Genomic DNA, 14,527 nt, shown 5'->3' on the forward strand with positions numbered 1-14,527 from the left:
AAGGAGCTTGTCGGGCAAGCGACGGAAACGCCCCTGCTTCCTTCGCACGCTTGGTCAGACGAGGGCCTTCAGAGGGACCTGTCTCCAGCGCACCTGTGATGTCCGACCACAATTCTGCACGAGAGGCCCATACCGGCCCCCGAAATGCCCGTTTGTTTCCCTCAGTCAACAACGTGAACGCGCAGGTGCCCAGGGCGCGGGCATCAGCACATCGCGGGCGTCCCGGGTAGCCGGCAGGGCGCTACGACGGTGCGCGCAGTGCGTCGACCGGTTCCATGCGGGCGGCGCGCAGTGACGGGTAGAGGCCGGCGAGCAGGCCGACAAGGGCTCCGGCGAGCGGGGCGCCGAAGGCCAAGGTCAGGTCGAGTACCGGGGTCCACTGTTTGAAGACGGCGACGCACACCACGACGGCGATCCCCAGGGCCGCGCCGACGATGCCGCCGAGCAGGCCGATGGTTGTCGACTCGAGGAGGAACTGGCCGGCCACCTGTCGCCTCGACGCGCCCAGCGCGCGGCGCAGGCCGATTTCGCCGACCCGTTCCATCACCGTCACCAGGGTGACGTTGGCGATGCCGATCGCGCCGACCACCAGCGAGACCAGGCCGAGGACGAGGAAGAGGCCGTTGACGTCGTTCTGGACGCCGTCGCGGGCCTTGGACAGGTCGGGCGGCGCCACGACGGTGAGCGAGTCCTGGTGCCCGGGGGACAGGGCGATCGGTGCCTGGCGCGCCACCTGCTCGGCCGCCCCGAGCGCGGTGTTGACCAGGACGAGGCTGACGTCGCGCAGGCCGAGGCGGTCCGCGCCGGTGGTGGGCGGGATGATGACGGCGGTGGACAGGCGCTGCTCCCGCTCGATGCCGCCGAGGATGCCGATGACCGTGTACGACTGGCCCTTGAAGAAGACCGCGGGAGCATCCTCCACCCGGCTGATGCCGAGCAGCTGCGCGGCCTGGTCGCCGAGCACCACCACCTGGTCGTGCCGGGCGAGGTTGCCGGCGTCGTAGAACCGTCCCGCGGTCATCGTGCCGCGTACGGCGGCGGGCAGCCCGACCGAGGCGGCGACGACGGCCAGGGTCTGTCCGGAGGTGTCGCCGGGTGCGTTCACGTCGTTGGCCCGGACCTGGACGCTGTTGGTCGTGGCGGAGTCCCCGAGGGCGGCGACCGATTCCACCCCGGCCAGCCGCCGGACCGCTTCGGTCCCCGACCAGTCCACCAGCGGCCCGGTGTCGACCGAGCCGGGCTGCACCCGCGGCACCTTCACGGACACCGAGGTCGCGGTGAGCGCGTCGAACCGGCCGACGATCTGGTTGCCCGCGGTGGAGGCCACACCGATGGTGATGACGAGCGTGGTGATGCCGAGCACCGTGCCCAGTGTGGTCAACGCGGATCGCATCGGGCGGGCGAGGACGCCGGCGAGTGCTTCCGTCCACAGGTCCCGTGGGTCCATCCGGGGGCGTTCGGAACGTGCCCCGGCCGCTGCCCGGAGCGCGGGCGTCGTGTGTTTCCCGCGTGTCATACGGCCTCCGGGGTGAGGCAGCCGTCGGTGATGCGGACGCGCTGGCTCGCCCGGCGGCTGACCGCCTCGTCGTGGGTGATCAGGACCAGGGTCATGCCCTGGGCGCACAGGTCGTCGAAGAGTTCCAGTACGGACAGGGTGTTCTCGCTGTCCAGGTTGCCGGTGGGTTCGTCGCACAGCAGCAGTGCGGGGTCGCCGATCAAGGCCCGTGCGATGGCGACGCGTTGGCGTTCGCCGCCGGACAGCCGGTCCGGCCGGAAGCCCGACCGGTGCCCCACCCCGACCCGCTCCAGGGCCTGGCGGGCACGGTCCAGCCGGGTGCCGCGTTCGTGTCCGGGGCGCGGTTTGCGGTACGCCTCGGCCACCATGACGTTCTCGTCCACCGTCCGGTAGGGCAGGAGGTGGAAGGACTGGAAGACGAACCCGATCCGGCTGCCGCGCAGCGCGGTGCGTTCGAGGTCGCCCAGCCCGGTGGTCTCCACCCCGTCGAGCCGGAACGAGCCTGCGGTTGGCCGGTCGAGCAGGCCGAGCGTGTTGAGCAGGGTCGACTTGCCGGATCCGGAGGGCCCGACGATGGAGAGGTGCTCACCGCGCCGTACAGTCAGATTCACGCCGCGCAGAGCGTGTACGGGCGGTTCGGTGTCGAAGGTCCTCTCCACATCGGTGAGTTCGATGACGACGTCCGGGCCGGGAGTCACTTGCCCACCACCACGTTGTCGCCCTGCTTCAGTGCGCCGCCGACCGGCTTCACCTCGACGAGGCCGGCTGCGGACAGCCCGACGGTGACCTGTACATCGCTGACGCCGGAGTCGCGCTGCACCTGCACCCGGGCCTTTCCGTCGGCCGAGGTCCGTATCGCGGCGAGCGGCACGGTCAGCACCTTCCCGTCCGAGGCGCCGATCTTGATGGTCACCTTCAGCGAGGACCCGGCCTGACCGGCCAGCGGGCCGGGGTCGGGTACGGAGATCCGCAGCGGGACCGGGGCCGAGGGGTCGCCGGCCGCCGGGGCTTCGGTGGTGGTGGCGTCACCGGATTCGGATTCGGTGCCCCCTGACGTCTCCCCCGTGGACTGCTCGCCGTCTCCCTCCGCCGTCGAGGGCGCGGCGTCGGCGCCGAGCGCGGAGACGGTTCCCCGGGCCTTCTCGCCCCCTGTCGTCGTCAGCTCGACGGCCATGCCCTTCTTGAGCAGTTCGCCGTCCGAACCGGGCACGACTGCCTGGACCACCAGCTCGGACCCGGTGACGGTGCCGATCTGGCCGGACGCGGAATCCCCGGTCTTCACCGTCACCTTGTCCAGCCGTACGGGCAGCTTCGGGAAGAAGACGGCCTCACCGGCGGGGACTTTGGTTCCGTAAGTGGTCTGATAGGTGCTGAGGGCGGCGTTCGCCAAGGCCAGCGACTTCTGGGCGGACTCCAGCTGGATCTTCCGGATCGCCCCGTCGTTGCTGTTGCTGTTGCTGTTGCTGTTGCTGTCGCCGTCGGTTTCCGTGTCCGTGTCCTTCTTGGGGGCGGCTTGCGACCCGCCGGTGCTTTCGCTGCCGGTCATCGTGAGGAGCGTCTCCTGGGCGGAGGACACCGACTGCTGCAGCTGGCCGAGCTGCTGCTGTTCGTCCGGGCTCGGCTGCTGCGCCTGGTATCCCTTGTCCGCGTACCACTGGGTGACCGCCGTCGCGGTGCCCTGGCCGTAGTTGCCGCTGATCGCGCCGGGCTCGAAACCGATCCGTCGCAGTGCTTGTTGGAGCTGCTTCACATCGTCGCCGGAGGTGCCGGGGCCCAGCGCGCGGTACATCGGGACCCGGCCGCTCAGCGCGAGTACGGGGCGGCCGTTGACCGCCATCAGAACATCGCCCTCCTTGATCTTGGCACCGGCGACCGGTGCCTTGGTGACCCGCTGCTCCGCACCTTCACCGGCCGCGCCGCCGGATGATCCGGTGCCCACGGGGCCGGCCAGTGAGAGCGGCTGGGGCGAGGCGAACTCGATGGAGCCGTTCGCCACCACCGTCGCGATGAGGGACTGCCGCTGGACACCGACGGTCACCGGGCCGGCTTTCGGCGCGTTGTGCGCGGCGGCGGCATCGGCGGGGGAGTGGACCTGGGTACCGGCGATCCAGCCGCCCGCGCCCACCAGAACCACCGCGCCGACCAGTGCGCCCAGCTGCCTGCGTCCGCTGAGGTGTTTCACGCGCCGGAACCCCAGTACGGGTTGGCCTTCTCCTTGGGGAAGTACGCGGCCCGGAATTCCTTGCCGCACTCCAGGTCCTTCATGGCGATGGCGATGTCCTTGGTGAGCAGAGGCAGCGCCTCCGCCTGGGTCAGCTCCGGACCGGGCTCCGGCATTTCATCGGTGCGGTCGAGCCGCACCATGTTGAACATGCCGGTCGGCTGGGTGGTGGAGACCGGAATGCCCTGCTCCTTCAGGCAGTTGGCGTATTTCTGTGCGAGCTGCACCAGCTCGGGATCGCCGTTGAGCTCCAGCCCGTTCGCACGGTTCTTTTCCTCCTTTTCGGCCTGCTCCTTCATCTGATCCTTGATGCTCAGTTCCGGTCCGTACGCCTTGGCCCTGCCCTTGGCAGAGCACCCGCCGGGCTGCTCCCTCTCCGCCTTCGTTCCCGTCGTGGGCCGGATGCCGTTCAACGCTTCGTCGTAGCTCTTCTGTTGCGCGGCGGTGAATCCCTTCTCGTCCCCGTCGTCGGGGGTGATGACCCTCCCGTGCATTTTTCCCTCGGTTTTGGCGCCGGGGGCGTTCGGGTCGTTGGGGTAGGCGGCGGCCGCGTAGGTGCCGAAGCCGTACTTCTGCCGCTGCTTCTTCTCCAGGGCGTAGTCCTGTCCGTCGCCCCAGACGAGGGAGTCGGCGGCCTCCGGACTCGCCATGTGCGGGGTGTAGGTGAAGCCCTTCTTCTTCATGCAGGCCGCGATGGCGTTCTCCTCGATGTACATCTTCTTGGTCGCGTCGTCCGTGCCGTCCGGGATGGTGAGTTGGGCGGCGCCGTCGACGGTCTTCGTACCGCTGTCGGCTGTGGAACCCGAACCGGCGGCGGGGCCGGCCGTGTCGCTCGAACCTCCGCACGCGCTGAGCAGCGGCAGCGTGGCGACGGCCAGGGCTGCGACCAGGGAGTTACGTAGGGCAAGAGTTGACATGCGCATGCCATATATCCATTCGTGGTGCAGTACGGGTTGTCGTCAGTGGGTCGTCAGTGGGTGGTCAGTGGGTCGTCAACCGTCGGTCTCCTCGACGGCGTCGAAGATCCGAGGGTCGGTGGCCAGGTCGGTCAGCACGGACCAGTCCGAGGTCGTGACCACGTGGCCTTTGCCGCTTTCGTCATGGGGGCCCATGAGCGCCTGCACCGCCCAGCCGCCCGTTGTCACATAGGTGATGCCGAACGTGTACGAACCGCCCTGCTCGTCCTTGCGGGCGGGCAAGGAACGCACATCCGCGAAGTAAGCCAGCACACGGTCCCCCGACTGCGTCGACCTGACGGAGCATTTGAACGAGTGGCCACCCCCCGGGGCGGTGAGCTCGGGACCACGCCCATCCCGGCAACTCGCCGGAAGCAGGGAAGCCCCGGTGGCGGACCGCGCCACCGACACGTACAGGTCGCTCACCAGCCCGGTCCTGGGGTCGGTCAGCCGGAAGTACGTTGCCGGGCGCCGGGAGTGCTGCGGCTGCGCGGCCTCGACCGTGCCGGTCGACGCCGGGATGATCGACCGCAGCAGTTTCAGCGAGGGATGCCAGACCGTCGGCGCCACGGCCGGCAGCGAGCGCCTGGTCTCCGGCGTCGGGGCGAGCACCCCGTACGCGCCGACCGACACCACCGCCGCCATGGCCGCGCTGCCCAGTGCCGCACCGATCCGGCGCCGCCGCCGGATCCGCGTACCCTGCACGATCGCGCCCGGCACCAGATCCGGCATCGGCGGCTCCGGAACGGCGTCCAGCCCGCCCAGCGCCTCGCCCAGCGCCTCGGCCAGGGCGAACCCGTCCTCGCCACCGCCATGCCTGCCCGCCATGCTCACCACCCCGCTTTCAGGTAACCGGTCCCGGATTCCATGCCCGCACCGGCGCGGGCCCCGCTCCCGGGCAGTGCCGCCGACGCCCGGTCGCCCAGGATGCGGCGCAGGGCCGCCAGCCCCCGGGAGGTCTGGCTCTTCACGGTGCCGGTGCTGCATCCCAGGGCCGCCGCGGTCTCCTCCACGCTCTGGTCCTCCCAGAACCGCAGGACCAGCACCGCCCGGCTGCGCGCGGGCACCTGCCGCAGGGCGGCCAGAAGCACCAGCCGCAGATCGGGGTCGTCCGCCGGGGCCGCCACGTCGTACTGGTGGGCACTGGGCCGCTCCCACCAGCGCCGCCGCCGGGTCTCGTCCACGAACGTACGGAACAGCACCTTGCGGGCGTAACTGTCGGGAGAGTCCATCCGTACCTTGCGCCACACCGCGTACAGCTTCGCCAGCGCCGTCTGCGTCAGGTCCTCGGCCAAGTGCCAGTCGCCGCACAGCAGATAGGCGGCACGGCGCAACTGTGCCTGGCGGCTGCGTGCGAACTCGTCGAATTCGATGGCGATGTCGCCGCCGACGCCGACCGCGGAGACGCCCTGGTCGTCCGGTGTCCGGATCACAGACCGCCTCCGCCCGGCACCGCAACGGTGCGCGGTGAGAAGTACTTCATGCCGTACTGACGTGCTGGGCCTTACGGGAGGTTGTCACTGGTTCGAGAAGTTTCGTGGACGTCGCGGCGGGCTCTGTGTCCAAACCGTGGAGGGCTCCGCAGAACCCAAGTGAGACGGACAACGTCGAAGGTCCCCGCTGCAAGCGGCGGGGGCCTTCGACGTATTGCCCGGTGAGAGCAATGGCGGAGGATACGAGATGCGGACTCGGCGGCGTGGGCCCGGCCGCCAGGAAGGTCATCAAGTCCGCGGTGTGGCCGCGGCCGAAGCGGACGGATGAGCTCATGGCTGCCCCCCAACGAACAGAACCGTGGCCCCGCCCTCCGGAATAGGGCGGGGCCACGGGGTCGGTGGGCCCAGCGGTACACCTATGGGGTCTTCCCGGCGGCTTTGTCGTTCACAGCCGGTTCGACCCACTGCTGCCAGCGCGGGCTGGCCGCGATGGTACGCAACTGGGCTTCGGTGAGCGAGGTCCCGGTGGCGGTGACGAGGACCCTGGTGCCGTCGGGGCGCAGCAGGTCGGCGGTACGGGTGCGGACACCGTCGGTGGTGGTGGTGTACGCGAGCAGCATGGCGCCGCCTTCGAGGGTGCTCAGGTGGCAGTCGGTGAGGGGCGTGGTGCTCCGGACGTCGCAGGTGTAGAGGTGCCGCAGCTGGCTCCTGCTGGTGTCGTGGCGCTGTTTGGCGATGCCCGATTCGTGCCTGCGGCGGGCGGCGTCCTTCTTGCCGGCCTCTTTGTCGGGTGCGACGGTGCCGCCGCTGTCCGTCCCCGGCGATGCCTTGTCCGCACCGGGGGCGGTGCCGGGAGCGGCCTCGGCCTCCGCGGGGCTGAAGACGAAGTCGCCCATGAACCGGACGTCGACGACGTTCTTGTCGGGGCGGGTGGTGATGCTTCCCGTGGTCTGGACGGATGTGAAGCGCGGATCGGTGTTCTGCCAGCGGACGGCGGGCTGTGGGCCCGCCCCGTCGGGGAGCAGGTCCCGCAGGATGTCCACGGTCGCGGCTCCGGTCAGGGCCTCCTTGCCCGCGGGCGGGGAGGCCTGCGCCCCGACGGCCGCGAAGTCGGGGATCCTGACGCTGGTCGCGGTGGTGTCGCCGGCGTGGCTGCCCGGCAGCGCGGTGACGACGGCGAAGGCGGTGAGTGCGGAGAGCGCGGTGCCCGCCGTGCTCCAGGCCACCGCCCTCCGGCGGCGCCGGGTGCGGCGGCCCCGGGTCACGGCGCCGCTCACCAGGGTCTCGGTCTGCACCGGAAGGTCGCTGAGCGTCGAGCTCATGGTGCGGGACAGCTCGGGTCCGAAAAGGTCTGCGGCTGGGTCATTGTGTTCGTGCAGCGGCATCGGAGCACCGTCCTTCTCGGTGGCGGGCAGGGTGGTTCGGTTGGACTGCCATGATCAGTGCGGAGAGTACGACGCGTGCTCGCCACCGATGAGCTTGCGCAGCCGGGACAGGCCGCGCACGCTCCGGTTGCGGACGGATCCCTGGCTGAGGCCGAGTTCACGTGCCGTCTCGGCCACGCTCCTGTCCTCCCAGTACCGCAGGATGACCACGGCTCTCTCACGCACCGGGAGCTCCGCGAGCGCGGCAAGGAGCGTGACCCGCAGCGCGGCGTCCGAATCCATGGCCGTGCCTTCGGGCACGGCCGAGACCGGACGCTCGGTGGAGCGGCGCAGCCGGGTGTGCGAGATGAAGCTGCGCATCAGCACGGTCCGTACGTACGCCTCCGGGTTGTCGGCCCGTCGCACCCGGTGCCAGGAGGCGTACGCCTTGCCCAGGGCCGTCTGTACCAGGTCTTCGGCGAGGTGCCAGTCCCCGCAGAGCAGCAGGGCGGTACGGAACAGGCGCGGGCTGCCGGCACGGGCAAACTCCTCGAACTGCCCGAGTTCCTCCGAAGACGCCACTGTGCCCCAGCCCTTCAGCCGATCGGAGTTCTTCCACATCCTTAAGGACGCCGCGGGGTGCGGATCCTGTCACGGCGTCCGGAAAGGAAATACGGATCTCAGCGGCGCAGTGCTTCCGCCGGCTGGATGCGGGATGCCCGCAGCGCCGGATAGAGACCGGCCACCAGGCCGGTGACCAGGCCGATCACCGGGGCGGCCGCGACGGTCGACGGGTGCACCACCGGCGTCCAGTCGCGGGCCGCGGCGACGGCCACCACGGTTACGGTACCGAGACTGGTTCCTATGAGGCCGCCGAGTGCGCCCAGGGCGGCGGACTCGGCGAGGAACTGCACGGTGATGTGGCGGCCGCGAGCGCCCAGCGCCCGGCGCAGACCGATCTCTCCGGTGCGCTCAAGGACGGCGACCAGCGTGGTGTTCGCGATACCGACCGCGCCGATGACCAGACAGATCGAGGCGAGCAGCAGGAAGAGCTGACTGAGGTCGTTGGTCACGTGGGAGCGCAGCGACTTGGGATCCGGCGGTGGCACGGCCTTGAGGTAACCGGGATGGTCCGGGCGTAGGGCGGTCGGCGCCTCGGCGGCGATCTGCTGGGCGGCGCCGAGGCGGGTGGAGATGAGCATCTTCGCCGGGGTGTCCTGCGGCTCGCCGTACAGCCCGAGCGCGGTGGAGCGCGGGATGACGACCGACGAGAGCAGATCGGCCTTGCGCCGGACGTCGTCGATGATGCCGATGACGGTGAACGGCTGCTCGCCGACGAAGATCGCCGGATGCGTCTCCAGGGTGGTGACGCCGAGTCGCTCGGCCAGGCCGGAGCCGATTACGGCCACGTCGTCGGCGTGCTTCTCGTGGTAGGCATCGAAGATCCTTCCCTGGGACAGGTGCGGTACGGCGGCTTCGAGGACCCCGGGGGAGGCCGCCACCAGGGCGGCGTCCTCGCCGGTCCCGTCGGCCGAACCGCCGCCCAGGGAGGCCCGTACCCGCATGTCGGGGCCGGTGTGCACGGTCCAGAACACCCCGGCGTGCTCCACCCCGGCGAGTCCCCCGATCCGCTGGTCGGCGTTGTGGGGAAAGGCCATCGACGCGTACGGGTCCTGCTCCCGTGCCACGTCCTCGACCGTGACCTCGGTGGCGGTGAGTACGGAGAACCGGGCATCGATCTGCGAGGAGGTGGTGGCGGTCAGGCCGAGGATCGCGACGAAGGTGCCGACACCGAGGACGGTACCCAGCGCGGTCAGGGCGGAACGGGCCGGTCTCTGGAGCAGTCCGGCCAGCGATTCGGCGAGCAGGTCACGCACGCTGAAGGAGGACGGTTCGACGGCCCGGTCCGGCCGTTCGGTGTCGCTCACGCGGTGCTCTCCCGGTCCTCGTGCAGCACGCCGTCGCGGATCGCGACGGTACGGGCGCCGCGGCCGGCGACCAGCGGGTCATGGGTGATGACGACCACCGTCATGCCGTCGGCGTGCAGTTCGTCCAGCAGTTCCAGCACCGCTTCGGCGTTACGGGTGTCGAGGTTGCCGGTCGGCTCGTCGCACAGGAGCAGCGAGGGACGGCACGCCACGGCGCGGGCGATGGCGACGCGCTGGCGTTCACCGCCGGACAGCCGGGTGGGCAGCGCGTTGAGCCGGTGGCCGAGCCCGACCCGTACCAGCGCGTCGCGCGCCCGCGCGGAGCGCTCCGCGCGGGCGACGCCGTTGTACGTCATGCCCAGGACCACGTTCTCCTGCGACGAGCGGTGCGGCAGCAGGTGGAAGGACTGGAAAACGAATCCGATACGGCGTCCGCGCAGCGCGGTGCGGTCCGCGTCCCGCAGGGCGCCGGTGTCGATGCCGTCCAGCAGATAGCTGCCGTGGGTCGGCGCGTCGAGCAGCCCCGCGATGTTCAGGAACGTCGACTTGCCGGACCCGGAGGGGCCGACGACGGACACGAACTCACCGCGGCGGATCATCAGGTCGCACGGTCTGAACGCCGGTACCGGCGGCGGTCCCGGATAGGTGAGGCCCGCCTGCCGGAACTCGATGACCGGAGGCGGCACGCCGGCAGCCCGCGGTACGGCGTCCTGCTGGATCAGCGTCACGAGCCGCTCCCCGCGCCCTTTTTGACGCCGGTGATCACCCGATCGCCCTCCTTGAGGGATGCGCCCGCTTCGGGCGTCACGGCCACGAACCCGTCACCGGAGGTGCCGGGCCGCACCGCGACCCTGCGCTGTCTGCCTCCCTGCTGTCCGTCGCCGGCCTCCAGGACGGTGACGACGCTCTTCCCGTCGGCTCCCGACGACAGGGCGGTGACCGGAACAACCAGTGCGGCGCCCGATGTGGAGGCCGCCTCGATGGTCAGCCGTACGTCCTCGCCGGCGGATTTCGACGGCAGTGGCCGGTTCGGGTGGACCACCATCAGATAGCCCTGAGGGACGGAAGCGGCGCTGCCGGCCGTGTCGCTGCCCGCGGTGTCACCCGCGGTGGAGCCGTCGGTGCCGCTCTGCCCGGTCGCCTGTTGGCTGTTGTCCTGGGAGTCGGCCACCGAAGTGACCGTGGCGGGCACGGTGAGGCCGGCCGACTCGATGTCGATCCGCACTTTCTGCCCGGATCTGATCAGTCCCTTCTGCTGTTCCTGCAGATAGCCGTCCACCACCAGTTGACCGGCCGATATCTTCATCGCCGCACCGTCGGCGCCGGAGCCCACCACCGCGGAGACCTGGGTGACCCGGGCGGGGAAGCTGCGGATGAACACCACTTCGCCGGACGGCAGCATCGGCCCGGCCTTCTGCTTGACCTTGCTGAGGGCTTCCCGGGCCGTGGCGAGGTCCTCCGCGGCGCGGTTGACACCCTTCCGCAGCGAACGGGTGTCCGCGCCACCGGACGTGCCGGCTCCGCCACCCGAACCGGCGGAGCCGGGAACCGTCTTGCCGTCGGACAGGTCGGCCGCCGAGAGTGTCGCGGAAGCCGAGGGGCTCGGTGCGGCTGTGGACGCCGGGGCAGTCGAGGGCGCTGTCGCTTCGTGCAGGGTGTCCAGCGCGTCCTCGTGAGCGCGTTCCGCTGCCGTCACCGCGCTCTCCGCTGCCGATATCTGGTCGGCCTCGTCGGAGGACGCGGGCAGCGGGTCGTAACCGATGGAGGCGTAGTAGGCGCTGAGGGCGCTCTTGGTACCCGCTCCGAAGTGTCCTGCGCGGTCGTTCCCGGTGCGGTGTCCGAGTGAGGTCAGCGCCTCCTGGAGCTGCTTGACGTCGTCGCCCTCGGTGCCCGGCTTGAGGTCCCGGTACACCGGCACCGAGCCCTTGAGCGCGAACACCGGGCGCCCGGACACCTCCATCACGACCTGGCCCGCGGAGACGGTCTGCCCCTGGCGCACCGGCAGTTTGGTGACGACCGGGCGGCCGCCGTCCTCTCCGCCCGCGGTGGCCGGGGTCACGTCGACGGACTGTCCGGCGGTGACCGTGCCCCGCAGGATCACCGAGTCCTTCAGTACCCGGTTCTCGACCGGTGAGGTCAGGATGTCCGGAGAGGGGGCCCGCGCGTCGGCGGCGGCCTGCGCCGGGGATTTGATCAGCAGGGAGGCGCCGACGCCGGCCCCGGCCAGCAGCACCGCCCCGGCGGCGACGAGGGCCACCCAGCGCCGCCGCCTGGCGAGTACGGACGCGTTGTCGTCCTCGGCCGTCGTCATGTCACCGGTCGTCGTCATGTCACTCAGCCGTGACCTGCGCGGCCAGCTTGACGTCGTGCTCGATGTCCTTCTTGACGTCGTCCAACTGCTGCGCGTTCTTCTCGATGGCCTGCTTCTGGTAGGCGACGTCGACCGCGTTCCAGATGCCCGCTACGTTGTACTTCCCCATGCAGGTGGCACTGGCCGTCGCCACCTGCTTCTCCTCGGCGCTCACGGTCGTGCCCGCCCACTTCGGGTCACCGTCGGCCTTGATCGGCGTCGGGTAGTCGAAGCCTTCCTTTTTCATGCAGCCGGACCACTTGGCGAAGGCCGCCCTGACCCGTTTGTCCTCCGTCGACTTCTGGAAGCTGTTGATGTTGACGTCGACGGCGACCGGGGCGTCCTGGTAGTTGCCCAGCTTCTTCTTCGCCTCGCCGTAGCAGCCGCCCGCGGGGACCTTCTGGCCGTTGTAGTCCTGGCCGCCAGGACCGGACTTGACCGAGGGATCGGTGGTGCCCCTGAGGACACCGAGCTGGGCCGTCGACAGGTTCGACCGGGAGTCGGTCCCCGCGTTCTTCGCCTTGGCCAGGTCGGACGCGGTGTGCTGGCCGGGCACGTGGAACCCGTACTGGGCGGTGACGGCAGGGTCGAGTTTTCCGTACCGGTACTGCGAGATGACGTACTTCGGGCCCTTCAGCTCCGTCGTGGGCTCGTGGAACTGGATGCCGAACCGCTGCATGCAGCGCTCGCGCAAGGTGTTCTCGGCCTTGCCGAGCGCAGCCGACTGCTCGTCGGTGAGGAGGTAGGCCTCGACCGGAACCGGCGTCTCCACCCGGGTGGTGATCTTGGGGGTCGACGAGACCTCGGGGGCGGCGTCGGAGCCCGCGGCGTCGGATGCCGCGGGCTCCGCCGATGAACCGGAACAACCAGTGGTCAGCGCGGCAGCCAGAACGATCAGAACGGCTGCACCCTGGAGGGAACGGGAGCGGACCTGCTTCACGAGCGGCACTTCCTTGTTGATGAGTGGGCGTCTGGGACCTGAGCAGGAAGAAGGGCACTCCGCCCGATTCCGGCGAGCGGAGTGCCCGTGCACCGTGCGGAGAATCTCGTCCATGTCCTGAGGACGCTTCGGCGCACGGTTCTTGTCACGCGGTTCTGCGGATGTACTTGCTCAGTACCAGTCGCCGGACGCGTTGTTGTTCTTCATCGTGGAGTTCAGGTTCGCGAAGCCGCCCTTGTCGATGCGCTGCGAAGCGAAGCTGTAGTCGTAGTTCGAGTTGTAGTAGATGCGGATACCGAGGTCGAAGTCCCAGTTGTCGACGGACGCGGCGTTGTTCTTGACCGCCTGTCCGGCGCCGTTTCCGCCGTTGGTGCTGGTGCTTGCGGAGAACGTGAGGCCGGCGTAGTCCAGGATCCCGTAGTACTGCTTGTACAGGGCCCCCTCGTTGTTGGAGTTGTAGTGCAGGCAGGCGTAGTCGACGCTGCAGGAGACGGCCGCATTGGCCGGCGAAGCGAGGAAGAGGCTGCCCGCGGTGGTCGCCAGAGCGACCGCGCCGACAGCTGCCAGATGTTTGAGTCTCATAGAACTCCCTCTGTGTGACGTCCAGTTGGACCTGAATGGTCCGTCGATGACCCTAAGCCGGGTACAGAGGTTCGACGAGTGAGCTCTTTCGGCTGGCGCGAAACGACCTTCGCGGACCCATTCGGAGCGGACGGAGAACCTCCGCGGATACCCCCAGGTGACCGTCGGCGGGAATGGAACATTCCGGAACAATTCACGGCACCATGGTTATATTTTTTCACCGCAGAACGTGTCATACCGGGTGTATCGACATCGTCGGCGGGCGCAAAGGATGGCGAAATCTGGTGCATCACATCTCAGTGAATGGGACGAGGCCCTACGGAAACGGGCCGGGACGTCCTGGTCGCAGGACGTGGCCCTCACCGCTGCAGCCGTGTTCCGAGAGCGATCTCGACGCCCTGCTTACCGCCGCCAAGTCCCATGACACCACCGTCGTCGCCCTCACCGTCGAAGAGGCTGCCCGTCGCCTCGGCGTCGGCCGCACCACCATGTACGCGCTGATCGCCTCCGGTGAGGTGCAGCCCGTCCGCATCGGTCGCCTGCGCCGGGTGCCCGCAGGAACTCTTTCTTCAACTCGGCCAGTCGCTGGGAGAAGCTGCGCCGGCTGTCCGAGATCGCTTGTGAGCCGCCAGGTCGGTTGCGAACTTGGTGTCGTCAGCGATGGGGCCGCGGTGGCGGTCGACGCACTTCTTCAGCTCGGACACGGCTTCCTGCGCCTCCGCTATGAGCATGTCGGCGTCCGGCGATCGCCGCAGCTCGGCCAAGCTGGTCATCTCTGAGACCTCGACCATGAGCCGCAGCGCCAGCTCCGTATGGCGCAGCTCATCCGCATGGAGACGGTCCACGAAGTCCTCGGCCGTTCGCCACTTGTATCCGGTGAAGCTGACCCCGACGCTGGGCTGACTGCAACCCAAGGAACGGTGGGGCCCTTCGACGTATTGCCCGGTGAGAGCAATGGCGGAGGACGCGAGATTCGAACGCGTGAGGGGTTGCCCCCAACACGCATTCCAAGTCTTCGCTTGACCGTTCGGGAGCAGTCGCGGGCGTCTGGACCTGTGGCGGAGCCGGCGGTTACAGGCTCGGTGAACGGTGGTGAACACCTGCGAATGAGACCGGAACTGAGACCAGGCGCTCGTTCACTTAGCTTGATCTTTAACCTCGGGCTTCACTCGACCTGCTGATCTGGAGTTCTTCGCGGGACGGCCGAGACGGCCGTTCTCCACGCTTCGAGATGTCG

The 14,527-nt window shown here is 69.4% G+C and carries 14 protein-coding genes and 1 pseudogene; 1 reads left to right on the forward strand and 14 read right to left on the reverse strand.

Features of this window, described 5'->3' with window-relative positions; translation table 11 throughout:
* Positions 1-241: 241 nt before the first annotated feature.
* The 13 genes from ACIQM0_RS34970 to ACIQM0_RS35030 form a co-directional block, all read right to left on the reverse strand.
* A complete protein-coding gene (locus ACIQM0_RS34970; RefSeq protein WP_401294582.1) occupies positions 242-1,447 on the reverse strand; it encodes an ABC transporter permease in 1,206 nt (401 codons plus the stop codon).
* A gap of 65 nt (positions 1,448-1,512) precedes the next feature.
* Positions 1,513-2,214, reverse strand: coding sequence for an ABC transporter ATP-binding protein (locus ACIQM0_RS34975; RefSeq protein WP_371777164.1), 702 nt, complete (start codon positions 2,212-2,214; stop codon positions 1,513-1,515).
* Positions 2,211-3,698 (reverse strand): peptidoglycan-binding protein, encoded by a 1,488-nt coding sequence (locus ACIQM0_RS34980; RefSeq protein ID WP_401294584.1) that lies wholly within the window; start codon positions 3,696-3,698, stop codon positions 2,211-2,213. The genes ACIQM0_RS34975 and ACIQM0_RS34980 overlap by 4 nt, the downstream gene beginning before the upstream one ends.
* Positions 3,695-4,654, reverse strand: a complete 960-nt coding sequence (locus ACIQM0_RS34985) for a hypothetical protein (protein ID WP_401294586.1) — start codon at positions 4,652-4,654, stop codon at positions 3,695-3,697. Before ACIQM0_RS34985 ends, ACIQM0_RS34980 begins: the two co-directional genes overlap by 4 nt.
* Positions 4,655-4,729: 75 nt before the next feature.
* Entirely contained in the window at positions 4,730-5,521 is a 792-nt protein-coding gene (locus tag ACIQM0_RS34990; RefSeq protein ID WP_401294588.1) for a hypothetical protein, read from the reverse strand.
* A gap of 2 nt (positions 5,522-5,523) precedes the next feature.
* Positions 5,524-6,123: a SigE family RNA polymerase sigma factor gene (locus ACIQM0_RS34995; protein ID WP_401294614.1), complete on the reverse strand. Its 600-nt coding sequence runs from the start codon at positions 6,121-6,123 to the stop codon at positions 5,524-5,526.
* Positions 6,124-6,542: 419 nt separating this feature from the next.
* The gene (locus ACIQM0_RS35000) at positions 6,543-7,448 is read right to left on the reverse strand and encodes a hypothetical protein (RefSeq protein WP_401294590.1); all 906 of its coding nucleotides are present in this window, start codon (positions 7,446-7,448) and stop codon (positions 6,543-6,545) included.
* A 117-nt stretch (positions 7,449-7,565) separates the two neighbouring features.
* A complete protein-coding gene (locus ACIQM0_RS35005; RefSeq protein ID WP_401294592.1) occupies positions 7,566-8,072 on the reverse strand; it encodes a SigE family RNA polymerase sigma factor in 507 nt (168 codons plus the stop codon).
* Between the two features lie 98 nt (positions 8,073-8,170).
* A complete protein-coding gene (locus ACIQM0_RS35010; protein ID WP_401294594.1) occupies positions 8,171-9,418 on the reverse strand; it encodes an ABC transporter permease in 1,248 nt (415 codons plus the stop codon).
* Positions 9,415-10,146, reverse strand: a complete 732-nt coding sequence (locus tag ACIQM0_RS35015; protein ID WP_401294596.1) for an ABC transporter ATP-binding protein — start codon at positions 10,144-10,146, stop codon at positions 9,415-9,417. Before ACIQM0_RS35015 ends, ACIQM0_RS35010 begins: the two co-directional genes overlap by 4 nt.
* A complete protein-coding gene (locus ACIQM0_RS35020) occupies positions 10,143-11,747 on the reverse strand; it encodes a peptidoglycan-binding protein (protein WP_401294598.1) in 1,605 nt (534 codons plus the stop codon). The genes ACIQM0_RS35015 and ACIQM0_RS35020 overlap by 4 nt, the downstream gene beginning before the upstream one ends.
* 1 nt (position 11,748) lies before the next feature.
* A complete protein-coding gene (locus ACIQM0_RS35025; RefSeq protein WP_401294600.1) occupies positions 11,749-12,708 on the reverse strand; it encodes a hypothetical protein in 960 nt (319 codons plus the stop codon).
* Positions 12,709-12,879: 171 nt separating this feature from the next.
* Positions 12,880-13,290: a hypothetical protein gene (locus ACIQM0_RS35030; RefSeq protein ID WP_401294602.1), complete on the reverse strand. Its 411-nt coding sequence runs from the start codon at positions 13,288-13,290 to the stop codon at positions 12,880-12,882.
* 203 nt (positions 13,291-13,493) lie between these two features.
* Between ACIQM0_RS35030 and ACIQM0_RS35035 the strand changes: the two are divergent.
* Positions 13,494-13,835 (forward strand): annotated as a pseudogene (locus ACIQM0_RS35035) (helix-turn-helix domain-containing protein); the annotation flags it as partial.
* Between the two features lie 24 nt (positions 13,836-13,859).
* On the opposite strand, the gene ACIQM0_RS35040 reads toward ACIQM0_RS35035, so the two are convergent.
* Positions 13,860-14,135: a hypothetical protein gene (locus tag ACIQM0_RS35040; RefSeq protein WP_401294616.1), complete on the reverse strand. Its 276-nt coding sequence runs from the start codon at positions 14,133-14,135 to the stop codon at positions 13,860-13,862.
* Positions 14,136-14,527: the final 392 nt, after the last annotated feature.

Origin of the sequence: Streptomyces sp. NPDC091387 (assembly GCF_044756945.1) — a bacterium.
Lineage (GTDB): Bacteria > Actinomycetota > Actinomycetes > Streptomycetales > Streptomycetaceae > Streptomyces.

Excerpts from the sequence above, each read along its gene's own strand:
- ACIQM0_RS34970 (WP_401294582.1), bottom strand. The coding sequence starts at position 1,447 with ATGGACCCACGGGACCTGTGGACGGAAGCACTCGCCGGCGTCCTCGCC.
- ACIQM0_RS34985 (WP_401294586.1), bottom strand. The coding sequence starts at position 4,654 with ATGTCAACTCTTGCCCTACGTAACTCCCTGGTCGCAGCCCTGGCCGTC.
- ACIQM0_RS34990 (WP_401294588.1), bottom strand. The coding sequence starts at position 5,521 with ATGGCGGGCAGGCATGGCGGTGGCGAGGACGGGTTCGCCCTGGCCGAG.
- ACIQM0_RS35000 (WP_401294590.1), bottom strand. The coding sequence starts at position 7,448 with ATGAGCTCGACGCTCAGCGACCTTCCGGTGCAGACCGAGACCCTGGTG.
- ACIQM0_RS35020 (WP_401294598.1), bottom strand. The coding sequence starts at position 11,747 with ATGACGACGACCGGTGACATGACGACGGCCGAGGACGACAACGCGTCC.
- ACIQM0_RS35030 (WP_401294602.1), bottom strand. The coding sequence starts at position 13,290 with ATGAGACTCAAACATCTGGCAGCTGTCGGCGCGGTCGCTCTGGCGACC.